The sequence below is a fragment of the Aeromicrobium sp. JP4 genome (genome assembly GCF_054957925.1).
The window spans coordinates 2,189,506-2,214,121 of sequence record NZ_CM143290.1 but is presented as its reverse complement, the minus strand read 5'-3'; the positions used below and the strand labels follow the sequence as shown (position 1 = coordinate 2,214,121).

Here is a 24,616-nt window from a genome sequence, read left to right as displayed (position 1 = left end):
GACCCTAGGGCCCCGGAACACTTCGTGCCCCCATCGGGCGGACCATCAGCGTCACCACTTGAGGCAGACGTTCCCGAAGTCCACAGGCTTGCCGCGGGCGTACGTGGTGTTGCCCGTGCGCACCTTCACCGTCGCCGCGGCGCGGATGCACGTCGTGTATTTCTTGGTCCGCACCGGGTACGTCTCGGTGCGGTTCCACGTGGCCGTCTCTCCCGACACCCTCAGCGCTGCCCCGTAGCCCTTTCCGCCCTTGGCACTGGCTCGTGCCGCGCGGAAGTTGCCACAGGTGGGAGTGACGGACGCGCTCACGGCGAACGGCACTGAGGCGCTGATGCTCGGATTCCACTTGCACCCGCTGTAGTGCCAGAGCTGCGTCACCGTCGAGCTGGTCACCTTCCGGGCATGGGGGCGCGTGCAGTAGGCGTAGGACGCCGAGATCGAGGGGCTGGCCAACCGCGGCTTGCTCAACCGGATGCGATCGTTCCGTGAGCCGTGGATGTACGTGACGGTTCCACGCATCTTTCCCGTCAGCTTCACGGTGGCGCAGATGTTCCCCCCGACGTTGATTCGCTTGGAGATGGAGTAGCTCTTGCTCACCGTCTGGGCCTGGGCAGGACTCGCGAAGCCCACCACCAGAACGAGTGCGGAGATGACGGCCACGAGGAGATTGCGACGTTTCACGGCGGAGCCCTTCTGTAGGCGATGTGACATGCCCGCAGTCCGGGGGCTCCCGCGAGATGTCACATCGTAGACCGTCGCGACCGACGAATCAGCCCTCTGCCGCCCGCCGGGCGCCACGGCCGGCCGCCCCGATTGGGTCGCGACGGGGTGACTGACGTAAACTCCTCGGCGGTGGCGTGTCCGAGCGGCCTAAGGAGCACGCCTCGAAAGCGTGTGTGGGTTCACGCCCACCGTGGGTTCAAATCCCACCGCCACCGCCAGCAGCATCAGGACCCCGTCGAGCGAGAGCTCGGCGGGGTTCTCGCTTTCCTGCCCAGCCCGGGCGAACGCCGGGCGAACGGACCCCGAACGCACCGAGTGCTCACGCACCCTGCGCCCCGTGCTCACCTCGCGTTCACCGTGAGGAACCTCACGCCGCGAGTCTCAGTGGGTCTTGATGGCCTTCCCGTAGGAGCACACTGCCCATGCGATCCCTTCGCACGACCTCCAGCCTCGCGCTCGCCGCGGCGGTCGGATTCGGTACCTTCTCCACCGCCCCCGCCCTCGCCTCGCCGCGTCTCGCCGATGCGGCGGTGAGCTCGATGGCGACCATCGCCGCGCCGCCGGCCGCGGCCTCGGCACTGCGCCAGGCGGTCGACCTGCCGACCGCCGACGTCTTCGACGTCGACTTCCGTGGAGGGAAGCTCACCGAGCACGCCCAGGGCCTCGAGCCCACGGTCCACGGTGAGCCGAAGGCGGCCGCCGACCTCGGCACCGGGCGCTCGGTCCTGAGCTTCGACGGCACGAAGGACGCGGTCAGCTACCCGATCCGGTCGGAGTTCTCCAAGCTCGAGCAGGGCATGTCGCTGGAGTGCTCGTTCCGGTTCGACGGACCGCGCACCGCGGCCAGCACCGAGGCGGCGCTGTGCTCCTCCAAGGAGTCGGGCGGCTTCGCCACGGTCATGTCGGGCAACGACGTGCACTTCATGATCCACGTCGGCGGCGGCTACAAGAGCGTCCGCGTCCCCATCACCACCGGGACGTGGCACCACACCGTCGCGACGTGGGACGGCACGCGCCTCAAGCTCTACCTGGACGGCGAGCTGGTCCGCGACGTCCCCGCCGCGGGTGCGTTCAAGCACTCGACCAGCGGCGCCGACTCGATGATGCTGGCGGCCGACGTCAGCAACGCGAACAAGCCCCAGTTCTTCGCCGCGACCACTTTGCGCACGAGTCGCATCTACAGCGATCCGCTCAGCGCGGAGCAGGTCTCGGCGCTCGCCGACGCCGACCGTGAGGGACCCGCGGCCCCGAAGGCCGACGTCCTCGACCTCGACTTCTCCTCCGGCGCCCCGGTCGACGGCGCGCAGGGCCTGAGCCCGCGCACGTTCGGCGCGCCCGAGGTGCGTGACGACGCCCCCATGGGCACGAAGGTGGCCGAGTTCGACGGCTCCGGCTCGGCCTACCTCTACCCGTTCGAGGCGCAGTTCCCGAAGCTCGCGAACCAGATGACCGTCGAGTGCGTCTTCAAGTACAACGAGGACTTCCAGGCCAGCGGCGTGGAGACGCGCGGCAACCTGTGCGGCGCCAAGGAGGCGGGCGGCTTCGCCGTCGTCATGTACGGCGACCGGCTCTCGTTCAACCCCCACATCGGCGGTGCGTACCGGAACACGAGCGTCCAGGTCGAGAGCGGCCGCTGGTACCACGCGGTCGGCACGTACGACGGCGAGATGGTCCGGCTCTACGTCAACGGCGTCCTGGCCGCCAGCACCCCCGCGACCGGCACGCTGAGCTCGCCCAGCGCCGGCGCCCGCAACCTCGTGATCGGTGGCGACGCGACCGGCCGCGACCGCCCGAACTACTTCTCCCCGTCGACGATCAGCCGCGTGCGCGTCTTCAGCGAGGCCGTGGACGCCGACGGCGTGCTCGCGCTGGGCCGCGACGCCTTCGCCGGTCGCCCCGCGAACTACAACGTCAAGGTCAGCTCGACCACGCCGGCCGCCGGCGAGCGCCTCACGAAGCGCACCCGCTTCGGCGTGGAGTTCACGAACCCCGAGGGCGTCGGCCGCGACGTCCGCTACGAGCTTGACGGCGACCCGATCAAGCCCGGCGACGAGATCGGCGCCGGGCTCAAGGCCGGCGAGCACGCGCTCACCGTGGCGGGCCACGACGTGTTCGGCACCCCGATCGAGCACACGACGACCTTCACGACCGCCAACGTCCCGACGCCCGGCGGCACCGAGACGGAGCAGGGCGGCGGCTCCGTGCGCCTCTCGGCCAACGCCACGAACCCCTCGGGCGACCGAGTGCGCACGACCTTCCGCGAGGCCGACGTCGTGGTGGCGAAGCAGGGACGCCAAGGCGTCCTGACCGAGATCCCGAAGGGCCGCGACTTCACGGGCACCGACGAGAAGCCGATCACCGACGCCGCCGCTCCTGGGGACGACACGTTCCTCGACTCGCCGTCCGCCGCGGAGATGCCGTTCCAGCAGTTCGACGTGCCGGTCACGTCGAGCTCCGACCAGCAGGTGATCTGGAGTGGCCGCGTCGATCCCGCGCGCGAGGTGGTCCTTCGCGTCTGGGACGGCGAGACCTGGGACGAGCTCGCCCGCTCCCGTGGCAACGCCGAGGGTCAGGTCCAGCTGACCGGCGACCTGCGCAGCCGGCACCGTCACGACGGCAGCGTGCCGGTCCTGTTGACCGGCGAGGACCCGTTCGCCGACGACCTGCCCAACGAGGTCAAGGACTCCTTCGAGAGCCCCGACGACTACGACTTCTCGATCGCCCACCTCACGGACACGCAGTACCTGTCCGAGGGCGCGGTGGAGCAGGAGACCGCGCAGGAGCGTGAGGTCTGGCGCAACGCCTACCGCGGCATCACCGAGTGGATCGCGGCGAACGCCGACGAGCGCAAGATCGCGTTCACCGCCCACACCGGCGACGTCATCGAGAACTGGCACAACGTCGGCTCCGACGAGCCGAACGCGCGCGCCGAGTTCGAGGTCGCCTCGGAGGCCCAGAAGGTCCTCGACGACGCGGGCATGGTCAACACGGCGCTGCCCGGCAACCACGACAACCTCTACGGAGCCGACACCGGGCCCGACGCGCTGTACAACGACTACTTCGGTCCCGACCGCTACGACGCGCTCGAGCAGAGCGAGGCCTGGAAGCAGGCGCGCGCCGAGTACACCCCGTGGAAGGCCGGCGACAGCAGCAACAACTACGTGCTGTTCAGCGAGGGCGACATGGACTTCGTCGTGGTGTCCCTCGGGTTCGGCGTCGACGCCGAGGAGTCCGCGTGGGCCGACAGCGTGCTCAAGCAGTTCCCCGACCGCAACGCGATCCTGCTGACGCACGCCTACCTCACCCCGAGCGTCAACCCCGACGGCCGCGGCAGCGGGTTCTCCTACGACGGTCGCCAGGTGCTGGACGCCGTCATCAGGAAGAACCCGAACGTCGCCCTCGTACTGTCCGGGCACGAGCACGGCGTCAGCATCGAGCTGCGTCGCGACGTCGCCCGCAAGGGGCACCATGTGGTCGAGCTGCTCGCTGACTACCAGTTCTACAAGGTGAACTCCGACGAGCTGGGGCTGACGGGAGTCGGCTACGACAGCAACACGCCGCTCCAGTTCGGCTCGTCGTTCTTCCGCCTGCTCCAGTTCGACCTGGACGCCGGCGAGGTCGCGGTCGACACCTACTCGCCGCTGCTGAAGAACTTCGGCGCCACCGAGTACGACGACCGCTTCCGCTACAACGGCACCGAGGACGACACGCGCCTGCCGATCAACCTCACGACCCGCAAGACGAGCTTCAGCTCCGACGGGCTGGTCGTCGTCGACCCGACCGATCGCGTGATCGGCGAGGAGACGGTGCGCTCGGGCTGGCCGGCCACGGTCACGTGGGACGGGCTCGAGGCGGGCCGGACGTACGCCTGGCACGCCACGAGCGTCGACGCGGCCTCGGGCGACGAGCTGCCGGGCGAGGTCAGCCAGATCTCGCTGTTCACGGCCGGCTCGAGCGGCACGGACACGACCGCGCCGACCCTGACCGTCCCGGAGAACGGCTCGGTCGAGCTGAACGAGGTCTTCGACCCGATGGACGGCGTGAAGGCGGTCGACGCGGTGGACGGCGACGTCACCGAGAACGTCCAGGTCCTCGGCGAGGTCGACACCGCGAAGCCCGGCAGCTACGCGCTGACCTACTCGGTCGCGGATGCGAACGGCAACCAGTCGATGGTCACCCGGATCGTCGAGGTCAAGGGCGCGAAGGCCCCGGTCAACACGGTCCGGCCGAAGGTCAGCGGCTCGCTGCGGGTCGGCTCGGTCCTGCGCGCGAGCATCGGCACGTGGTCGAACACCGAGGCTGCCACGCTCCAGGCCCAGTGGCTGCGGGACGGCCAGCCGATCCGCGGCGCGACGGGCGGTGACTACCGCGTGACCGCGGCCGACATCGGCCGGGCGATCAGCGTGCGCGTGACCGCCACGACGGTCGGGCACCAGCCCGTGACCGCCACCTCGACGGCCTCGCGGGTCGCGAAGGCCAAGGCCACGGTCCGCGCCTCGCTGTCGAAGAAGCGGATCAAGACGTCGCAGCGGGCCCGGGTGACGGTCCGCGTGGCCGCGCCGGCCCAGACCAACGGCAAGGTCCTCGTGAAGGTGAAGGGCCGCGTCGTCGCCGACGGGACGGTGCGCAACGGCAAGGTCTCGGTGCGGCTGCCGAAGCTGAAGGCGGGCAAGCACCGCCTCGTGGTCAGCTACCTCGGCAACGACCGCGTGGGGGCCCGCAACACGGCGATCACCCTGCGGGTGGTGAAGCGCTGACCCGAGCAGGAACGACGGAGGCCCCGGGGCAATCCCCGGGGCCTTCGTCGTCGGCGTTTCGACGCAGCTCAGATCTCCTTGAGCCGCGGGGCCACCTTCTCGGCGAACTCGCTGACCCAGCCCACCGGGTCGGGGCCGTGCGGGGAGACGCTGACCGACTGGATGCCCAGCTCGGCGTACGCCTCGATCTCCTCGAGGAACTTCTCCGGATCCTTCACGGCGTCGCCCGGCCCCTGCAGGGTGCGCAGGATGTCGGCGGGGTCGCGGCCCACGTCGGCGCAGTGCCGGTCGAGGACCTCGAGCTTGTGGCGGATCACGTCGGTGCCGGCGGGGAACAGGTTGCAGGCGTCGCCGTACTCGGCCACGAAGCGCAGCGTCTTCTTCTCGCCCATGCCGCCGAGCAGGATCGGCGGACGCGGCTGCTGGATCGGCGCGGGACGGCAGATCGTCTCGGCGAGCTGGTAGTGCTTGCCCTCGTAGGGACCGTCGTCGTCGCTCCACATCTGGTGGACGATCTGCAGCGTCTCCTCGAGCCGCTCGAACCGCTCGCCCATCGACGGGTAGGGCACGCCGAGACCGTGATGCTCGCGCTCGTACCAGGCGGCGCCGAGACCGAGGATGGCCCGGCCCCCGGACAGCACGTCGAGCGTCGTGACGATCTTCGCGAGCAGGCCCGGGTGCCGGTAGGTGACGCCGGTGACGAGCAGGCCCAGCTTCACCCGCTCGGTGACTCCGGCGAGGTAGCCCAGGCCGGTGTAGCCCTCGAGCATCGGGTCCTCGGAGCGGCCCACGGTCTCCATCTGGAAGTAGTGGTCCATCAGCGTGACGGCGTCGGCACCGGCCTGCTCGGCCCGGCGCGCCGTCTCGGCGAGGGTGGGGGCGAGCGACTGCGGCTCGCCGGGAATCGTGAAGTTGTAGACGTGAACGCTGAAACGCATTCCTCAGCCTAGACACGCTTCCACGACTCCGGCGACCGCAGCGCGGTCGGTGAGGTCGATCCGGTCGGGCTCGAGCGCCTCCAGCATCGCCTGCTCCTCGGCCGTGCGGGCCCGCTTGGCGGCCAGGCCGCGGCGGATCGTGGACATCATGGTGCGCTCCACGAGACTCAGCCGGTGACGGTCCATCGCGCCGCGCAGGTGGGCCACCGCCATCCGCTCGCGCAGGTCGGCGGGGAACTTCGTCGCAACCAGCTCGTCCCGCTTCGTGGTGAGCGCCGGGTCACTGAGGCCGACGGTGACCAGCACCCACCGGGTCGCGGTGGAGAGCTCCATCGCCTGCCGCAGGAGGCTGCTGCCACGCAGGCTCGGACCGTAGATCGCGGCGCAGAACGCGACCGTGTCCTGCGCCGCCATCTGCTCGGGAGAGACCTCGTCCTCGGCCACCACCGAGGCGCCGAGCGCCTCCCCGATCCACTCGGCGTACCGCTCGGAGGAGCCGTACTTGGACGCGTGGACCACGAGTGTCTTCACGCTTCCGAGGCTAGGCCGCGACGGGTTCACTGCGCCGGTCCGAAAGCCGGCCCCGGTAGGTTTGGCCGTGTGACCACGCGCCGGCTGCTGCTCGTCAACGGGCCCAACCTGAACCTGCTCGGCACGCGCGAGCCCGAGATCTACGGCTCGGAGACCCTCGCCGACGTCGAGGCGCTCGTGACGGAGGCGGCGACCGCCCACGGCTACGAGGTGCGCGCCCTCCAGAGCAACCACGAAGGCGTGCTGATCGACGCGATCCACGAGGCCCGCCACGACTGCTCGGGCATCGTCATCAACCCCGGTGGACTCACCCACACCTCGGTCGTCCTGCGCGACGCGCTGTCGGGCGTGGCCCTCCCGGTGGCCGAGATCCACGTCTCCGACGTCATGTCGCGCGAGCCGTTCCGGCACCACTCGTACGTGGCCGACGTGGCGGTTGTGCACGTGATCGGCGAGGGCGTTCCGGGCTACCGCAGCGCCACCGAACGGCTCATCGCCCACCTCGAGGGCCGATAGGATCGGCCCACCGGCACGAGGGAAGGCGATGATGTGACCTCCCACGACCTCGACGTCATCCTGCTGACGGGGTCAGGGGTCCTGATCCTCGCCGTCCTGGCCGTCCGACTCTCGGTGGGCGTCGGGCTGCCGTCGCTGCTGATGTACCTGGGCCTGGGCATCCTCATCGGCTACGACGGCGCCGGGGTCCAGTTCGCCGACGCGGACATCGCGCTCGTGCTCGGCCTGTCGGCGCTGATCCTGATCCTCGCCGAGGGCGGCCTCACGACGAACTGGTCCACGATGCGGCCCGCGCTCGGGCTCGGCGTGCTGCTGGCCACGGTGGGCACCACGATCAGCGTCGGGATCGTCGCCGCGGGCGCGCACTACCTCTTCGGGCTCGACTGGCAGCTGGCCGTGCTCATCGCGGCGGTGCTGTCGCCCACCGACGCCGCCGCCGTCTTCTCGGTGCTGCGCTCCGTGCCGCTCAAGTCGCGCGTCTCCGGCGTCCTGGAGACGGAGTCCGGCCTCAACGACGCCCCCATCGTCGTGCTGGTCACGGCCATCAGCGTCGGCGAGATCGCGGACTACGGGGTCGCCGGATTCCTCGCGCTGGTGGTCTTCGAGCTCGTGGTCGGTGCCCTGCTGGGACTCCTGGTGGGCGGAGGCGGCGCGCGCCTGCTCCGCCGGGCGGCCCTGCCCGCCGCCGGCCTCTACCCCCTGGTGGTCTTCGCGTTCACCGTCCTGGCCTACGCCTCGGCCGCGCTCGTCCACGCGAGCGGCTTCGCGGCGGTCTACGTGGCCGCGGTGGTGCTGGGCAACACCGAGCTGCCGCACCGCTCGGCCACGCGCTCGTTCGTCGAGGGCATCGGCTGGCTGGCGCAGATCGGGCTGTTCGTCATGCTCGGCCTGCTGGTGCACCCGAGCGACATCGAGCTGTGGCACATCGGGGCCGGCGTGGGCATCGGCGCGCTGCTCACCTTCGTGGCCCGTCCGGCCTCGGTGGCGGCCTGTGCCGCGTGGTTCCGCGTGGGGTGGCGCGAGCAGCTCTTCATCGGCTGGGCCGGGCTGCGTGGCGCGGTGCCGATCGTGCTGGCGACGATCCCGCTGGCGAACGGGGTCACCCAGTCGATCGACCTGTTCAACATGACCTTCGTGGCCGTGGTGGTCTACACGATCATCCAGGCCGCGCCGCTGGGCCGGCTGGCGCGCTGGTGCCGGGTCGAGAGCGATCGCGGGCGCGACGTGGAGATCGACGCGGCGCCGCTGGAGCGGATCTCGGCCGACCTCCTGCAGATCCACGTGCCACCGACCTCACGGCTGGCCGGCGTGGAGGTGGGCGAGCTCCGGCTGCCGCGAGGCGCCTCGGTGACGATGGTGGTCCGCGACGACTCCACGCTGGTGCCGCACCGCACCACGCGGATCCGCGTGGGCGACGAGCTGCTGATCGTCACCACGCGCGAGCTGCGCGAGTCGGTGGAGCGGCGCCTGCGCGCCGTGGCGCGGCACGGTCGCCTGGCCGGCTGGGACCTCGATCCGCGCGCCGGTCAGGGCGGGTAGCCGCTACGGCAGGGTGATGGTGGGGACGCAGACCGAGACGTCGCGCGCTGCCTCGAGCTTCGTGCTGGCCTTCTTGAGTCCCTCGTAGTCCGGGCCGATCAGCACCGAGATGCCGTCCTCGGTCTCGAAGTCGGCCGCCTTGAAGATGACCTTGCCCTTGAACTGGCGCGCGACGAGCTTCGCCCGCGGATCCGTGGGGTCGCTCGAGAGCACGATGACGTTCTTGGACTTCAGCCGGCCGGGGTTGTTCTGCGCGACCCCGCCGAGGAAGCCGCGGCGCTCCAGGTTGATCTTGACGCGGTTGGCGATGCCGGCGCGCTGGCTGGCGTTGTAGACGTGCACCATGACGAGGTTGCTGCTGAGCACCTCGCCCTTCGCGACGGTCTTGACCTCGCACGTGGGCTCGGCGGCGACGGGCTCGGGCTTGGAGAACGCCAGGTTGACGCCCAGCGCGGTGCCCGCGACGAACACGCCCGCGGTGCCCAGGACGACGAGTCGCTCGACTGCCTTGCTCATGACTGCTTCCCGATCGTGTGGACGCGTGCGTGCACCATCGTCCGCTGCTGGAGCGCGGCCCGCAGGGCCCGGTGGAGCCCGTCCTCGAGGAAGAGCTCGCCCTTCCAGCCGATGACGTGGGCGAAGAGGTCGCCGAAGTAGGTGGAGTCGGTGTCGAGCAGCGTCTCGAGATCCAGCGTGGTCTTCGTGGTGGTGAGGTCGTCGAGCCGGACCTGGGTGGGCGCGATGGCAGCCCACTGACTCTGGGTCAGTCCATGGTCGGGGTACGGCCGCCCGTCCCCCACGCGGCGAAAGATCACCTGCCCAGTCTAAGGGCCCCACCGAAGCGCCCGCGCCACCGACGATCCCCGCGGTTCGCCTCCCCGTGCGTCCGGGAACCCCGCGATCGCGCCGCGGACAACTAGCCTGAGGACATGACCGAGACCGATCCCTCCGCCGACGACGTCGCCGCCGCCACCCGGGCCGCCGCAGAGGCCCGCGCCGCCGCGGAGGCCGCCCAGCGGCACGCCGACGAGCTGGCCGCCGCCGCCGAGGCCGCGCAGCAGGCCGCCGAGCAGGGACCGGCCGAGACCTCGACGAGCGCCCCCGCTGAGGGCACCGAGAGCGAGCAGGTCGCCCAGGTCCGGACGGGGTACGCCTTCGACGGCCCGGCGCTGGAGATCGGTGCCCTCGTCGATGGAGGGGAGCCGCGGGCCGACGTGCCCGTGCGGATCCCCTTCGGCATGCTGAACCGCCATGGCCTCGTCGCGGGCGCCACCGGCACGGGCAAGACCAAGACCCTCCAGGTGCTGGCCGAGCAGGTCTCGGCCGGTGGCGTGCCGGTCTTCGCCGCCGACATCAAGGGCGACCTCTCGGGCATCGCCACCCCCGGCGCGTCGAACGAGAAGCTGCTCGCCCGCACCGCCAGCATCGGCCAGGACTGGCAGGCGACGGCGTTCCCCACCGAGTTCTACGCCCTCGGCTCGAAGGGGATCGGCGTTCCGATCCGGGCCACCGTGGAGTCCTTCGGCCCGATCCTGCTGTCGAAGGTGCTCGACCTCAACACGACGCAGGAGTCCTCGCTCTCGCTGGTCTTCCACTACGCCCGCAAGGCCGGGCTGCGCCTCGTCACGCTGGAGGACCTGCGGGCGGTCGTGGCGTACCTCGACAGCGCCGAGGGCAAGCCCGAGCTCAAGGCCATCGGCGGTCTGTCCAGCGCCACGGTGGGCGTGATCCTGCGTGAGCTCGTGACCTTCGCCGACTCCGGCGCCGACGTGTTCTTCGGCGAGCCGGCCTTCGAGGTGACCGACGTCCTGCGCACCGACGAGGCCGGACGCGGGATCGTCTCGCTGCTCGAGGTCCCGGGCGTGCAGGACCAGCCCCAGCTCTTCTCGACGTTCCTCATGTACCTGCTGCGCGAGCTGTTCGCGACGCTGCCCGAAGTGGGCGACACCGACAAGCCGAAGCTGGTGTTCTTCTTCGACGAGGCCCACCTGCTGTTCAAGGGCGCGTCGAAGGACTTCCTCGAGATCGTCGTGCAGACCGTGCGGCTCATCCGCTCGAAGGGCGTGGGCATCTTCTTCGTCACCCAGACGCCCAAGGACGTGCCCGACGACGTGCTGGCCCAGCTCGGCTCGCGCGTGCAGCACCAGCTGCGCGCCCACACCCCGCAGGACGCGAAGGCGCTCAGGGCCACCGTCTCGACCTACCCGCACTCGGGGTACGACCTCGAGGAGGTGCTGACGCAGCTGGCCACCGGCGAGGCGATCGTGACCGTGATGAACGAGAAGGGTGCGCCGTCGCCCGTCGCCTGGACCCGCGTCCGCGCACCCGAGGGCTCGATGGAGCCCACTCCCGCAGCCACGATGACGGCCGCCGTCGCCGCGTCGCCGCTGACCGCGAAGTACGCCGCCGTCGAGTCCGGTGACGGAGCCGCCGCCGCGATGGCCGAGCGCACGCGCGCGAGCGCCGAGGCCGCCGCAGCGGAGGTTGACCGCAAGCGTGCCGCGGAGGAGGCTGAGAAGCTCGAGAAGGACCTCACCCGGGACCGCTCGCCCGGCACCCGCGCGAAGAGCCGCACCCGCGGCTCGAGCCGGATGTCGCCGATGGACCGGGCGATCGGGGAGGCGAGTCGCACCGCCGCCCGTGAGCTCATCAAGGCGATCTTCAAGAAGAAGCGGTGATCACATGTCGGGGGTCGTGAAGGCAGCAGCAGGAGTCGTCCTGTCGATGGGGCTGGTCGCGCCGGCCCTCGTGAGCGTGCCCGCCCAGGCCGCGGACTCGACCTACATCACGCGCAAGGTCGTGATCGGCAAGAGCCACCAGGGGCGCAGCATCGTCGCGTTCTACCGCGGCGCCAAGGCACCGGAGCGCGTGCTGCTGATCCTCGGTCAGATGCACGGCGACGAGCCGGCAGGACGCAGGACCGCCCAGCACGCCGTGAAGCGCGTCAAGCCCAAGGCGGGCACCGGGCTGTGGATCATCCCGACGATGAACCCCGACGGCGCCGCCCGGGGCACCCGCACGAACGCGCGCGGGGTCGACCTCAACCGCAACTGGCCGACCACCGGCTGGATCCGCGGCACCAAGGGATCTCGCACGTACGGCGGACCGAAGCGGGCCAGCGAGCGCGAGACCCGCACGCTCATGAAGTTCCTGAAGAGCCGCACGCCCGACTACATCGTCTCGCTGCACCAGCCGCTCCACGGCGTGGGCAAGTCGGGCAAGGACGTCGCCTTCGAGAAGCGGCTCGCGAAGGAGCTCGGGCTCAAGCGCAAGCACTTCGGCGTCTCGCAGGGCAAGGGCACCTCGCCGACCATGACGGGTTGGTACAACCGCTACTACGCCAAGCACGGCACGGCGATCACGGTGGAGTACGGCGCCCGGCCCTCGTCGGGCTACGTCAAGGGCGCCAGCCGCGGCATCATGCGCGCGGCACGCGTGCACCCCTAGGAACGCAAGGACCCCTCGCGTACCCGGCAGGGACCACTGACCCTTGCTGCATTCCTGCCCTGGGGGAGTTGGGTGATGTGCCGCCACGCGAGGGGCTGCACACCAATATACGGGCCCCGGCGTGAGGACCTGAAGCGGGCGCCCGAACTCGCGCGGGCGATCTGCACAGGATCTTCACGATTCGTCCCCGCAATCCGACGAGGCGGCCTCCTAGGTTGGGGTCATGCCTGAACGCCGCATCCTTCTCGTCGAGGACGAGCCCACCATCGGGGCCGCCGTCGCCGACCGCCTGAGTGCCCACGGCCACGAGGTCGTGAGGGCCTGGGACGGGCCGGGCGCGGTCGCCGCGTTCGAGGAGCACGACCCCGACCTCGTGGTGCTGGACGTCATGCTGCCGGGGTTCGACGGTCACGAGGTGTGCCGCCGCATCCAGGCGATCCGCCCCGTGCCGGTGCTGATGCTGACCGCGCGCGACGACGAGGCCGACGTCCTCGTGGGGCTCGCCGTGGGGGCCGACGACTACCTGACCAAGCCGTTCCGCATGCGCGAGCTGGTGGCGCGCGTCGCCGCGCTGCTGCGTCGTGTGGACCGCGCGGCCGAGCTGGCGGCCTCCGCGCAGGGTTCCGTCCGCGAGTGGGACGACCTGCGCCTCGACGTCGGGGCGCGCCGCGTGTGGGTCGGCGGCGACGAGATCCATCTGACGCCGACGGAGTTCGACCTGCTCGTGTGCCTGGCCGCCGCGCCGGGCGACGTGCTCTCGCGCGAGCGGCTCCTCGCCGAGGTGTGGGGCTGGGCCGAGGCCTCCGGCACCCGCACGGTCGACAGCCACGTGAAGGGACTGCGGGCCAAGATCGGCGCCGACCGGATCCGCACCGTGCACGGGGTCGGCTACGCGCTCGAGGTCACCCGATGAGCGAGCGCCCGATGAGTCGGCCCCTCGACCCGATCGGGTCGGTGAAGTTCAAGCTGGGCCTGCTCGTCGCGGTGAGCGTCGTGGTCGCCTCCGTCGTGGCCACCGTGGGCTCCGCGGGCGGCGTGCCCATCTGGCTGAGCATCCCCGTCACGATCGCACTGGCCCTCGCCGTGACCCAGCTGCTGGCGTCCGGCATGACCTCGCCGCTGCGCCAGATGACCGTCGCGGCGGCGCGGATGGCGCGTGGCGACCACAGCACCCGGATCACCGACACCTCGCGTGACGAGATCGGCGAGCTGGCCCGCGCCTTCAACCGGATGGCCGCCGAGCTCGAGCAGGTCGACCGGCAGCGCCGGGACCTCATCGCGAACGTCAGCCACGAGCTGCGCACGCCGCTCACGGCCATGTGCGCGCTGCTGGAGAACCTCGCCGACGGCGTGAGCGAGCCCGACCCGGCCACGCTGCGCAGCGCACTGGCCCAGGCCGAGCGGCTGTCGGCCCTCGTCGCCGACCTGCTCGACCTGTCCCGCGTGGACGCGGGCGCGGCGCAGCTGCGCCTCGAGCCCGTGACCGTGCGCCAGCTGCTCGAGTCGGCCGCCGACGAGTTCCAGTACGGCGAGCGCGACGTCGAGATCACCGTGACCGTCGACCCGCCCGACCTCGCGGTCGAGGCCGATCCCGCCCGGCTGAAGCAGCTCGTGGCCAACCTCGTGGACAACGCGACGCGCCACTCCCCCGCGGGCGGCACCGTGTCGATCCGCGCGACCGCGACCGACGCGGGCTGGCTGCTCGAGGTGGCCGACGAGGGTCCCGGCGTGGAGCCGGGATCGCGCGACCGGGCGTTCGAGCGCTTCGGCACCCTCGCGGAGACCGAGGGCGGAGGCGGCACCGGGCTCGGCCTGGCCATCGCCCGCTGGGTGACCGACCTCCACGGCGGCACCATCGGCTTCGTCGACCCCGAGCCCGGCCGAACGGGCGCCCGCGTCCGCGCCGCCCTGCCGTCCACCCCCGACCGCGCCCCCGTGGCCGCACCGAAGGAGACCCCCGTGCCCCAACCGTCTGCACCCGCGCCCCTGCCGAAGTCCCCGCAGGCCAGCCCCCCGCCCCTGCCCTCGATGACGGACTCGCTGTTCGGCGGCTTCTGGCCCGACCGCGGCGTGCCCGGGCGCCCTCGCCTGCTCGGCTGGGCCGTGGGCGTGGGAGTGCTGGCCGGGATCGCGCTGCCGTTCCACGACCTCGGCCTGGGCACCTTCCTCGTGCTGATGGCCGCCGGCCTGCTGCTGTTCGCGGCCAGCCCGAAGCGGCGTCGACCGTTCACGATCGCCTGCGCCGTGCTGTGCACGGCGCTCGCCTCGACGGCGCTGTTCCGCGATGCCGAGTGGATCGTGATCCTGTGCCTCATGGCCGGAGGTGCGATCGCCACGATGGCGCTCACCGACGCCCGCAACGTGCCGTCGTTCGTGGTCTCGGCGATCTCGTGGCCCGTCGCCGGCCTGCGCGGGATCCCGTGGCTCGGCCGGACGATGCGGATGCTCACCGGCACGGGGCACGGGATCGCCGTGCTGCGCACCGTGCTGTGGTCGGTGCTCGGCCTGACGATCTTCGCGTTCCTGTTCATGTCCGCCGACGCGCTGTTCGCCGAGTGGTTCAGCGGCCTGGTCCCCGACTTCGGCTCACCGGACTTCGCGGTGCGCGTCTTCGTGGCGATCGCCATCGGTGGCATCGCCCTGGCCGGCACCTACCTGGCGCTCAACCCGCCGGAGGTGGACACGGTGCGCTGGGACAGCCGCCCGGTCGCGAAGCGCTTCGAGTGGCTCGTGCCCGTGCTGGTCGTCGACGCGGTGTTCGCCGCCTTCCTCGTGGCCCAGGCCGCGGCGATCTTCGGAGGGCGCGACTACTTCGAGCGCACCACCGGCCTCACCTACGCCGAGTACGTCCACCAGGGCTTCGGCCAGCTCACCGTCGCCACTGTGCTGACGCTGTTCGTGGTGTGGGCCGCCTCGCGCAAGGCACCGCGCGAGACCGTCGAGGACCGGACGTGGCTGCGGGTCGCGCTCGGCCTGCTGTGCGTCATAACGCTGCTGGTGGTGGCCTCGGCGCTGAACCGGATGGCGCTCTACCAGGAGGCCTACGGCTTCACCCAGCTGCGACTGCTGGTGGACGTCTTCGAGGGCTGGCTCGGCCTGCTCGTCCTGGCCACGCTGGCCGCCGGCTGGCAGCTCCGCGCGACGTGGCTGCCGCGCTTCGGACTCATCAGCGGCGCGGTGCTGCTGCTGGGGATCGCGGCGATCAATCCCGACGCGTGGATCGCCGACCACAACCTCGACCGGTACGAGGAGACCGGCAAGGTCGACTGGTACTTCCTGTCGCAGCTTTCGGACGACGCAGTCCCGACGCTGGATTCGCGACTCGGGGACGAGCAGGAGTGCGCGCTGTCGACCGACCGACGCGAGCCGGCCGCCTGGCTGGAGTGGAACCTGGGTCGCAGCCGCGCCGAGTCACTGGGTCTGGAGTCGGACGCCACGGCCTACTGCCCCGGCCAGACCGACGACTGAGGGGCGAGAGTCCCTCCCGATTGGCTCGCCGCGGGAGAGGCCACGTAGACTCCTGCGCGGAGGATTCGCATAGTGGCCTAGTGCGCTCGCTTGGAAAGCGGGTTGAGTGAAAGCTCTCAGGGGTTCGAATCCCCTATCCTCCGCCAGTGGTTGAGCGCCTCTGACCTGCGAAGACATCTCCCGGGTCGGGGCGCTCACCTGCTTCATGTGCTGAGATAAGTGCTAAGAGCCTCTGAGATACGCCCGGAACGAGTCAGAACGGTGGCTCTTCAGCCTTGACAGGCGTCGCGACTTTCCGCTGCGACTCGACAATCCGGTCCGTCAGTTCGATGGTCGACAGGTACACCCAGAACACCCAATCGAGGTAGTCGTCCGCGTAGTCCGCCTTCTGGTCGGCGCGTTGATGGCGAATTGCGAACTCGTTGGCGATCTGGAAGAGCGCTCCCTCGTCCTTCTTGAGGAGGTTGTCCTTCAGGTGCTGGCGCCTCCGCTCAAGCACTCCAGACAGCGACACACAAGCCGCCCTCTTGTCGAGCCGGGATGCGCCACGAGCGCGGAATTGCGCGATGGCGTGTCGGACTTCCGCGGCGTCATCGTCGTGCTGGTTCGCATTGGCAGAAACTCGCTCCAGAGTCCGCAACACAAGTTCGTCTCGGTCATCCCCTGGAGCGCGGACCAGTCGCCCCCTGTCTTCGCCTGAATCCGCCAGCGCTAGCCCAAGGTCGCCCTGCGCGAACAGGGCGTTGGTCTTCCAGCGGTAAATCCCCTGACCAACTCCCGGGACGTAGTCATCGAAATGCCAGCCGCAGTTGCCGTAGGTGTGGTCGTATCTCAACCGGGGACGCGCAACCAGGTCGTGAATGACCTCGACAAGTGTGTAGAAGTCGTCGACACCCAAGGGCGACTCTGACGTAAGGGGCCACGCAATCCGAAGACCCGCCCGCCTCAACACCTCTGACTCGATCTTGCGGTCAGGCGGCGGTACCGGCTCGCCGTCCACGCACTCCTTCGGCGCCACTCTGGAGAGGAATCCGAGCCTCTGGAATTCGAACATCTCCGCAGCCCACTCCCGTTGCACTTCGAGCATGGACAGCATGGCCGCAGGGGCATCCGGCCGGGTCCGCGCGTTCCAATAGCGCGCTCGCTCCGTCGGGAACTGGTCGACGTCGTTCGCCAGTTGAGTCAAGTAGGTACGGTCCTTCGGGGCCCCACCCCAGCCAGTGCTCCGTAACCGACGCTCGAACTCCTGCTTGGGCTCCGGACCATCGAAGGCGTCCTCCAGCAGGATCGCTCCAGCCGTTTCGTAACCGGCGATCGACGCGATCGCTCGGGACTCCGCAGCGAATACCTCGCGAGGCCAAGTTAAGTGGAACTCGGGGCCGTACGAATTCATCCCCGAAGGCTAGCGCCGGTTGCACTCCCACGATTGGTTCTATGTCCCAGAACGTGCGCCAGTTTCCAAGTCTCCCTCGGTTCAAGTCACCGTCGGCGGGCGGCGAATCGCCGGCTGAACTCTCGACTTGCGCGTAGCAACTATGAGCCCTCAAGGTGCGCCGCAAAGCGATCCGCCGCAGCCTTCTGCATCGTCGGGGTCACGTGGCTGTAGATGTTCATCGTCGTCGTGATCGTCGAGTGTCCGAGTCGTTCTTGGACGACCTTGGGATGTTCTCCCAGTTCAAGCAGCAGGGTCGCGTGCGTGTGCCGCAGGCCCTTGAGGGTCAGCGCCGGCAGGTCGATGAGGTCGTCCTGCGCTCTCCGGACGCGGTACCTCCAACGCCGGCTGATCTCGTTGGGCGACCGGATCTCGCCCGCGTCGTTGCCGAACACGTAGGCGTCGGCCCGCGCGAGGTCGAGGGAGATGGTTCCGCGCGTGGTCTTGTACGACTTGAGCACGGCCAGCGTCTCGGAATCGAGGTCGATCACGCGCGCCGAGCCGGTTTTCGTCGTCTTCGCCTTGTTGCGCACCGTGACGTCCGCAGCGCGCCTGATCGCGAGCCGGCCGGTCGCGAAGTTCAGGTCCGCCCAACGCAGCGCGAGTGCCTCGCCGCGGCGAACTCCGGTGTAGGCGATGGCGTGCCACAGCGGGAAGAGGTCGTCGTCGAACACGTCCCGATTCCACCGCAGGAACGCATGGAGCTCGACGCCCGTCCAAGTAAGAATCTCGGGGCGCTGAGCCCGGATCTGTGAGGCGCGCGGGGCGTTGACCGTGCGCTTCTTTCGGGCCGGGTTGATCGCGATGATTCCTTCGTCCACGGCTGCGTCGAGGATCGCCCCGAGGACGACGTGGACCTTGTTGACCGTGTTGGCCGCCAGCGGTGTGCCGTATCCCCGCTTGTCCCGCCGGCCAGAGGCCTCCAGTTCTCGGTAGTGCCGCCCGATTCTGGTGGCGGTCAGGTGGTCGAGCCGGATGTCGCCGAGCGCCGGGACGATGTGGTTGCGGATGATCTTCTCGTAGCCCAGCATCGTCGAGGCTTCGAGCCGCAGGGACGCACACCACGACGTGGCGAAGCTGCCGAGAGTTGGCACCCTCCCTTGGAACCGCTCGTTCTGGGCTCGCTTCTTCAGCGCAGCGGCCAAGGCGTCCTGCGCCTCCTCCAGGTTCTTGAAGCCACCACGGGTCAGCCGCGTGTCACCGAGTTCCGGCTGTTCGGGGTCCTTGGGGACGTAGATCTGGAACCGCCACCGTCGGCCCTGGCGGGTGTCGTAGGCGGTGATCGACCCGGCGTGGCGAGACCGGGATCGGCGCTGGCGGTTCGCCGACGCCTGTTCGTCACCTCGGGTGGACGTTGACTGGGTCATGGTGTGTCCGTGCTTGGGGCGGGCCCCCAGCGGCTCGGGTCTTCCTGCACAATGCGATCGGCGGCGGCGGGATCGAGCGCAACGATTCGGGCCTTGATGAAGAGCAGTCGATCTTCGTCCTTGGCAATCCGCGCCTCGTACTCAGCAGCCGTGGTGATGCCCTCATCCTGGCCCTTGGCCACGTGCATCTCGACCAGATTCTTGTTGAGCTCAATGCGGCGTCGTGTCGACTCCGCCTGCCCGTACCAGAACCACACGAGTCTACCCGCGATGAGCGGGCTGAGATCGCGCATCCATGCCCAGATCTCCTCGTCGAGATAGTCCCCGTCCGGCAGACCCGTCGGCGCCGGGGCATCCTCGGGCGGGGTAAGGAGCGCCGCCGGTGTCGTGTCCAAGACGTAGGCGAACACAACAAGATCGTCGACGTCGACACGGCGCTCTTCGTTCTCGATCTTGCTGATCGCGGAGTGAGAGATGGCGCGGCCCGCTCGTTGGACCCGTGACGCAAGTTCGCGCAGGTCCAAGCCCGCGCTCTGACGTGCACGTCGGAGGTTGGCCGCCACGTGGGCATTGGTGTTGCCGGCTGGGTTCCCACGTTGCCGCTGTTTCATATAAGAACCATACAACGCGATACTTGACACAGCAACTCGAGGCGCCTAGATTCGAAGGACTCCATTACTGGAGTCAGATGAGGCGGGGGCAGGCATGCAGCCGAGCACGGTGACGATCGACCAGATCCGCAGTTCTCGCAGCCTGGTCATCACGCGAGTGGAAGCAGCGGCGGCGCTCGGCGTCGACCCGCGCACCGTGACCGTGGGGATCGAGAACGGCAGTATCCCCTCGGTCCGACTCGGCAGGCGAGTCGTCATTCCACGCGAGAAGTTCCTGCGGCTGTTCGACCCGAAGGACGCGTGACTCAACCTGCGCGGTTCGGCTGAACATAAAGGTGAGCGGCTCTGCCGCATTTCTCGCTTAGATGCCTTAAAGTAGAAATGTGGTCATGAGAGGCAACGCTGATGGGTGAGTACATCGAGCGTCTGTGGCGACCCGATGACGCCGGTGGACTGAGCCGCAAGGACCGCACCCCTGGGCGCTTCCTGGCGTACGTGCCGGACGAGCTGGGGGATCACCTCCCGATCCTCGGAGCCGAGGCGCAGGAGGCCGCGGAGGACGCGCTGGCCGTGTTGGCGCGCGCCGACGAGCGGATCGGGGCGGGCGGCGGCTACCTGAACCACCTGCTGATCCGCTCCGAGTCCATCTCGTCGTCGTGGATCGAGGGAAACCGGGTCACCCCGAAGAGACTGGCGATCGCCGAGCTGCTGCATCACGGCCCCCGGCAGGCCCTCGACGTGGTGGCCAACGTGCGGGCCACGGAGTCGGCCATCGCGGATCTCGCGGAGCGGGACCACCCGATCACGACCGAAGACATCGTGACGCTGCAACACCTCATCGAGCCGCGCCTCGACCGGGGTCTCCGCCACGAGCAGAACTGGGTCGGCGGTGCCGGGTGGTCTCCGTTGCGTGCCGACTTCGTCCCGCCTCCCGAGAGCGAGGTGCCGCGCCTCGTCGCCGACCTGGCGCGCTTCCTCACAGCGACAGCGGGCAATCCGGTGGTGCGCGCAGCCATCGCGCACGCGCAGTTCGAGACGATCCACCCTTTCGTCGACGGCAACGGCCGCACCGGACGTGCGCTGATCCACACGGTGTTGCGTCGCGCCGACGCGGTCCGGCACACCCTCATCCCGATCAGCACCGTGCTCGCCGGCGACACGGACAGCTACATCGCCGGCCTGACCGGATACCGATCCGATCCACCCCAACTGGATGCATGGGTGACCGGGTTCGCCCTCGCTACCGAGCGCGCCACCGGCAATGCCGTGCGACTGGCCGAGAGCATCACCGCCCTCGATGAACAACTCCGCGACGAGTTGGTGTCCTTCCGCCGCGACCGCGGCCGAAGTCCGGCAGTGCCCCGTCGCGACGCGGCAGTGTGGCGGATCCTGGAGTCGCTGGCCGCAGAGCCGGTGATGACGGCCGAGTCGGTCAGCACCAAGTTGAACGTGTCGCCGGCGGCGGCCCACCGAGCGCTGACCGAACTCGCCGAGGCACAGATCCTGGGCCGGACGACCGACCGAGGGCGTCTGGTGTGCTGGACAGCCGACCGGCATCTGGCCCTGGTCACCCTCACTGAACGGAGCAACCGCGTCGGCGGTGCCGACACACGCGATCGCCGGCCCCGTCGTGGCTCGGCGGCACCCCAGATCAATGCGTTCGATCGACCCCGGTCGGCCCAACGGACCGATCCCGGCATCCAAGGCCCCTGAAGCTCGGGCCAGGCGCACCTACAGCGAAGGACCTCGATCCGGCGACGGATAGCGGGAGTGGCCGCGGTCCGACTCGCGGGCACGAACGACGCGGGCACGCTCCTCGACCTCGTGCCGCGCGCCGGCCCGTTCGGCGATGTAGTCGGCCGCATCCGCCACCCTGACCGCGGCGATGGTCGCGAGGTCACGGCGCGCTGCGTCGATGTGTCGCTGCCACCACGAGATCTGCTCGGCGGGCCTGATCGGGCGACCCGCAGCGCCGAACAGGCGGAGTCGCAGCGCGGCACGTTCGTCCTCCTGCGTGGCGAGCGTCGCTCCCAGCGCTTGCCACGCCGCGGCAAACTGCTGTCGTGCGCGAACCACTCGCGGGTCGGAGTCGGCGACCCGAGCGGCTGCTTCGTGAGCCCAGCTCGGGACGGATTCGCGGTGGTCGGGCAGCCGCCCCCACCGGTGCCGTCCGTGTTCCTGGATACTGGCGCATTGAGCCGACGCGTCCTCGACGGCGCGGGCGGCCGTTCGGCGTGCCCAACCACGGGTGGCGCGTTGGGCGGCTGATGCGGTCCACAGCCGTTCTCGTGCGTCGAGGTACTCCGTGCCGTCGATGACGGCCTGCTCGATCAGCGGGGCCGACACCTCCGACTCCGTGCTCGTCACTCGCGCTTGGGCGGCGTCGACCTCGGCGTGGCGATGCTCGATCTCCGCCTGGTGCTCGCTGCCTTGCTCGGCCAGGACGATGTCGACCTGCTTCCACCACTGGACCTGGTCGGCGGCGTGGTCGACCAGCGCGGCGAGCCGGCTCCGTTCGGCGTTGACGATCGCGACCGGGCCACGGTCGACCAGACCTGCGACGGCTTCGGCCGCCAACGCGGTGGCGTGAGCCAGCCCTCGGTCGGCGCGGTCGCGCTGCGCGGCATCGATGAACTGGTCGCGGGCGTCGGTTAGGTCGGAGGCGACAAGATGCAGCAAGTTGTTCCCGCGTCCTCGGGTCATACCGACGTACACACTCGAGGCGTTGAGACCGTCGCTCACGATCGTGTGCGACCCGGTCGCGGTGATGCCTTGGACGCCATACGCGGTGCAGGCGTACGCCAGGTGTGTGTGCTCGCGCACATAGGCGGCCGGCAGCGGCACCGTGCGCTGGATTCCTCCGCCCGGTTCTGCCGGTCGCACCCAGACGGCGCCGTCGTCGTTGACGTACTGCACGCGCCACATCTGGCGGTTTGCGACAGAGATCGCTGGGTCGTTCCGGCGGGTCTGGAGCAGGTCGCCAACCCCGATCGGCAAACCGTCGTTTCCCACCGCGATGCGTGTGTCGTCGACCAGTCCCGCTGCAACGCCGCGCTCACGGATGGCCTCGTTGAGCTGCCGTGCTTCGTCGTTGGACGCCACCGTGATCGACTCACCATCTCGGGCCTGCGAGGCGACCAGATCGTGTGCCGCGTCGGCGTCGGCGTGCAGACGGATCAGCCCGAGTCGGTGGAGCTCGTCGAACACCGCGCCGGGGTCGCGACCGTCGCGCATCCGGACGGTCAGGGTGGCGTACTCGGGGTCGGTGAACCGATGGACCTGTGCCATGTCGATCGTCCGGCCGCGCAACTCGGCGGCGATGTTGAGCACGCCTCCACGTCCGACGGCGGGCAGCTGCGCGCGATCACCGACCAGCGCGATCTTCGCACCGGCCTCGTTGGCCACGGTCAGCAGCGCGATGGCGGTCCGCTGGTCCAACATCCCGGCCTCGTCGACGACGATCCTCTCCCCGGCCTGCACCGCGGCGTGAAGTGGGATGCCGGCGTACGGCACTCCCGTCTGCGGGTCGGGCTCGCCGACTGCGAGGCGGGTCCAGACGCCGTCGGCGTTCCAGCGCCAGCCGTGGGCGTGGACCAAGGCCGCGACCGACTCGGCTTCGATGCCCAGCTCACGGTGCGCGACCTCGGCGGCGACCTTGGTCGGTGCGACCACCCGCACTCGCCCGCCCTCGGCCCTGATCGCCTCGATGGCCGTCGCGAGCATGGTCGTCTTCCCGGCACCGGCAGCGCCCTCGACGATCACCAGGGGATCAGTCGAGGCGACTACTGCCGCTGCCCGCACCTGATCGGCGTCCAGTTCCTGCCGCAGCGATGCGGCATGGACGGTGGCGTCGGGGAGCTCTACCGAGTGGTCGGCGACGCGCGCTGTCAGCAGGTCCCGCAGCCGAGTCTCGTCAGCGACGACCGCGAGCGAGGTCCAGTGCGCGACGTGCTCCGGCATGGGCGCCTCGGGCGGCAGGATCGAGAAGCAGTCGCTTGCTGCCAGGGCGGTCGCGAGCTCGATGAACTCGCGCAGGTCAGCCGGGGCGGCCCGCACCCCTGACTCGTTCACGACCCGTGCCACCTGCTCGCCGATGGTGTGGGTGGTCCACGCCGATGCGGTGGCGGCGCAGCGGTTCAAGGCTCGCGAGGCGACCTGTTGCGCCGACAATTCGTCGAGCGAAGCCGCCGCCAGCCGTCGCTGCTGCACCAGGGCATCGGGGTCGCAGCCTGCCGCGCGCAGTTCGGCGACCCAGGCAGACTCCTCGCGCAGCGTCGTGGGCTTCTTCGCCGGACGATCAAGCGCCCACGCCCGGGCACGCAGGCGCACCGCCACCGCCGGGCCGATCGCTTCGCCGGGGTGGTCGTCCTGCCACCCATCCTCAAGCCGTTCCAGATTGCGGCACACCTGTTCGGCGCGCTTGCTCATGGCGCGATTGAACGGCTCCAACTCGACGACTTCACCCGAGACCGGGTCCAGGGTCAGACCCCGGCGGTCCAGCACGGCCGCGAGCTCCGGATGCGCGGCCAACACGTCCGTCCCGAGTGCCCGGATCGCTCCTTGCTGCTTGAACAACGCCGCGGTGTCCAGGCCACGCCACTGACCGGCAGCCCACACGCGAGTGCCGATCTGGAGATGGACGTGGCGGTGGGGATCACCGGCGCGTGAGGTCCGGTGCGCCACCGCGACGGTCTGCAATCGCTCGACCGGCACGACCTCCTGACGTCCCCGAGGGCCCACGCGAGTGACCGAGTGGCGGGCCAGCCAGTGCTGGATCTGCGCCACCGCGTCCTGCTGCGCGGTGCCCAGCGCTTCCGAGACGTCCGGATACAGGGCGGCTGCGATCGACAGGCTCTTCGGAGCGTTGACCACCATCTCGGCGAACCGCGGTGAGCCGCGGCGACCATCCCCGGACAGACGTGGAACACCCATCGACCGCGACGTCATCGGATTGGTCCAGTCGACCCACCCCGCGTAGGTGGCGGGATCCAGATCCCGCGAAGCAACCACCGCGCCCGCGCCGTCCAGCGTGGTGAACGAAGCCACCGAACCGTCAGCACCCAAGTAGTAGTCATCGGCCCGTGAGCGCTCAGCCTCGACATAGCGGCGCGCGTCAGCGCCGCTACCTCGAAACAAGATCACTCCGCCGTGCATGCTCCGCTGCGTTTCTAGTATCGCAAAATGTGTATCTACCACGGTAGCATACGTCCATTCGAGTCGAGAAGCGAATTTCGAGGCGGTTGACGCGATCGACGTAGTAACGGCGGTGGCGTTGGCTCCGTCCATG

At 69.8% G+C, this 24,616-nt stretch carries 18 protein-coding genes, 2 tRNA genes and 1 other RNA gene; 11 read left to right on the top strand and 10 right to left on the bottom strand.

Annotation, left to right across the window (positions count from 1 at the left end; genetic code table 11):
- Positions 1-51: 51 nt before the first annotated feature.
- Complete coding sequence (locus ACY1JX_RS10830) at positions 52-711, bottom strand: hypothetical protein (RefSeq protein WP_462563966.1); 660 nt, start codon at positions 709-711, stop codon at positions 52-54.
- A 140-nt stretch (positions 712-851) separates the two neighbouring features.
- On the opposite strand from ACY1JX_RS10830, the gene ACY1JX_RS10825 reads away from it, so the two are divergent.
- Both ACY1JX_RS10825 and ACY1JX_RS10820 read left to right on the top strand, forming a co-directional pair.
- Positions 852-941 (top strand) — tRNA-Ser (locus ACY1JX_RS10825).
- A gap of 204 nt (positions 942-1,145) precedes the next feature.
- Positions 1,146-5,480, top strand: coding sequence for a LamG-like jellyroll fold domain-containing protein (locus ACY1JX_RS10820; RefSeq protein WP_462563965.1), 4,335 nt, complete (start codon positions 1,146-1,148; stop codon positions 5,478-5,480).
- Positions 5,481-5,548: 68 nt separating this feature from the next.
- On the opposite strand, the gene ACY1JX_RS10815 is transcribed toward ACY1JX_RS10820, so the two are convergent.
- Together ACY1JX_RS10815 and ACY1JX_RS10810 are read right to left on the bottom strand one after the other, a co-directional pair.
- The gene (locus tag ACY1JX_RS10815; protein ID WP_462563964.1) at positions 5,549-6,418 is read right to left on the bottom strand and encodes an LLM class F420-dependent oxidoreductase; all 870 of its coding nucleotides are present in this window, start codon (positions 6,416-6,418) and stop codon (positions 5,549-5,551) included.
- A gap of 3 nt (positions 6,419-6,421) precedes the next feature.
- Positions 6,422-6,949, bottom strand: a complete 528-nt coding sequence (locus ACY1JX_RS10810; protein ID WP_462563963.1) for a flavodoxin domain-containing protein — start codon at positions 6,947-6,949, stop codon at positions 6,422-6,424.
- 69 nt (positions 6,950-7,018) lie between these two features.
- Between ACY1JX_RS10810 and aroQ the strand changes: the two genes are divergently transcribed.
- Complete coding sequence (gene aroQ, locus ACY1JX_RS10805; protein WP_462563962.1) at positions 7,019-7,465, top strand: type II 3-dehydroquinate dehydratase; 447 nt, start codon at positions 7,019-7,021, stop codon at positions 7,463-7,465.
- A gap of 33 nt (positions 7,466-7,498) precedes the next feature.
- The gene (locus ACY1JX_RS10800) at positions 7,499-9,004 is read left to right on the top strand and encodes a potassium/proton antiporter (RefSeq protein WP_462563961.1); all 1,506 of its coding nucleotides are present in this window, start codon (positions 7,499-7,501) and stop codon (positions 9,002-9,004) included.
- 3 nt (positions 9,005-9,007) lie between these two features.
- Here the strand turns inward: ACY1JX_RS10800 and ACY1JX_RS10795 are convergent, their stop codons facing one another.
- Positions 9,008-9,520: a LytR C-terminal domain-containing protein gene (locus ACY1JX_RS10795; RefSeq protein WP_286930852.1), complete on the bottom strand. Its 513-nt coding sequence runs from the start codon at positions 9,518-9,520 to the stop codon at positions 9,008-9,010.
- Positions 9,517-9,819 (bottom strand): type II toxin-antitoxin system VapB family antitoxin, encoded by a 303-nt coding sequence (locus ACY1JX_RS10790; protein ID WP_181753351.1) that lies wholly within the window; start codon positions 9,817-9,819, stop codon positions 9,517-9,519. Before ACY1JX_RS10790 ends, ACY1JX_RS10795 begins: the two co-directional genes overlap by 4 nt.
- Positions 9,820-9,933: 114 nt before the next feature.
- Here ACY1JX_RS10790 and ACY1JX_RS10785 point away from each other — a divergent pair, with 114 nt between their 5' ends.
- Complete coding sequence (locus tag ACY1JX_RS10785; RefSeq protein ID WP_286930850.1) at positions 9,934-11,682, top strand: helicase HerA-like domain-containing protein; 1,749 nt, start codon at positions 9,934-9,936, stop codon at positions 11,680-11,682.
- 4 nt (positions 11,683-11,686) lie between these two features.
- A complete protein-coding gene (locus ACY1JX_RS10780) occupies positions 11,687-12,451 on the top strand; it encodes a M14 family zinc carboxypeptidase (RefSeq protein WP_462563960.1) in 765 nt (254 codons plus the stop codon).
- A gap of 3 nt (positions 12,452-12,454) precedes the next feature.
- On the opposite strand, the gene ffs is transcribed toward ACY1JX_RS10780, so the two are convergent.
- Positions 12,455-12,551, bottom strand: an RNA gene (gene ffs / locus ACY1JX_RS10775) — signal recognition particle sRNA small type.
- Between the two features lie 123 nt (positions 12,552-12,674).
- Between ffs and ACY1JX_RS10770 the strand changes: the two genes are divergently transcribed.
- The 3 genes from ACY1JX_RS10770 to ACY1JX_RS10760 all read left to right on the top strand — a co-directional run bounded on the left by ACY1JX_RS10770 (position 12,675) and on the right by ACY1JX_RS10760 (position 16,065).
- A complete protein-coding gene (locus ACY1JX_RS10770; protein ID WP_462563959.1) occupies positions 12,675-13,364 on the top strand; it encodes a response regulator transcription factor in 690 nt (229 codons plus the stop codon).
- Positions 13,361-15,919 (top strand): DUF4153 domain-containing protein, encoded by a 2,559-nt coding sequence (locus tag ACY1JX_RS10765; RefSeq protein ID WP_462563958.1) that lies wholly within the window; start codon positions 13,361-13,363, stop codon positions 15,917-15,919. The genes ACY1JX_RS10770 and ACY1JX_RS10765 overlap by 4 nt, the downstream gene beginning before the upstream one ends.
- Positions 15,920-15,977: 58 nt before the next feature.
- A tRNA-Ser gene (locus tag ACY1JX_RS10760) sits at positions 15,978-16,065 on the top strand.
- 107 nt (positions 16,066-16,172) lie between these two features.
- On the opposite strand, the gene ACY1JX_RS10755 is transcribed toward ACY1JX_RS10760, so the two are convergent.
- The 3 genes from ACY1JX_RS10755 to ACY1JX_RS10745 form a co-directional block, all read right to left on the bottom strand.
- Entirely contained in the window at positions 16,173-17,312 is a 1,140-nt protein-coding gene (locus ACY1JX_RS10755; protein ID WP_146826467.1) for a hypothetical protein, read from the bottom strand.
- A 140-nt stretch (positions 17,313-17,452) separates the two neighbouring features.
- Positions 17,453-18,718, bottom strand: a complete 1,266-nt coding sequence (locus tag ACY1JX_RS10750; RefSeq protein WP_146826468.1) for a tyrosine-type recombinase/integrase — start codon at positions 18,716-18,718, stop codon at positions 17,453-17,455.
- Positions 18,715-19,329 (bottom strand): helix-turn-helix domain-containing protein, encoded by a 615-nt coding sequence (locus ACY1JX_RS10745; RefSeq protein WP_146826470.1) that lies wholly within the window; start codon positions 19,327-19,329, stop codon positions 18,715-18,717. Before ACY1JX_RS10745 ends, ACY1JX_RS10750 begins: the two co-directional genes overlap by 4 nt.
- Before the next feature lie 94 nt (positions 19,330-19,423).
- Here ACY1JX_RS10745 and ACY1JX_RS10740 point away from each other — a divergent pair, with 94 nt between their 5' ends.
- Together ACY1JX_RS10740 and ACY1JX_RS10735 are read left to right on the top strand one after the other, a co-directional pair.
- Positions 19,424-19,633 (top strand): helix-turn-helix domain-containing protein, encoded by a 210-nt coding sequence (locus tag ACY1JX_RS10740; RefSeq protein ID WP_146826472.1) that lies wholly within the window; start codon positions 19,424-19,426, stop codon positions 19,631-19,633.
- 101 nt (positions 19,634-19,734) lie between these two features.
- A complete protein-coding gene (locus ACY1JX_RS10735; protein WP_146826473.1) occupies positions 19,735-21,042 on the top strand; it encodes a Fic family protein in 1,308 nt (435 codons plus the stop codon).
- An 18-nt stretch (positions 21,043-21,060) separates the two neighbouring features.
- Here ACY1JX_RS10735 and mobF read toward each other — a convergent pair whose 3' ends face one another.
- Entirely contained in the window at positions 21,061-24,483 is a 3,423-nt protein-coding gene (gene mobF, locus ACY1JX_RS10730) for a MobF family relaxase (protein ID WP_146826475.1), read from the bottom strand.
- Between the last annotated feature and the right edge of the window lie 133 nt (positions 24,484-24,616).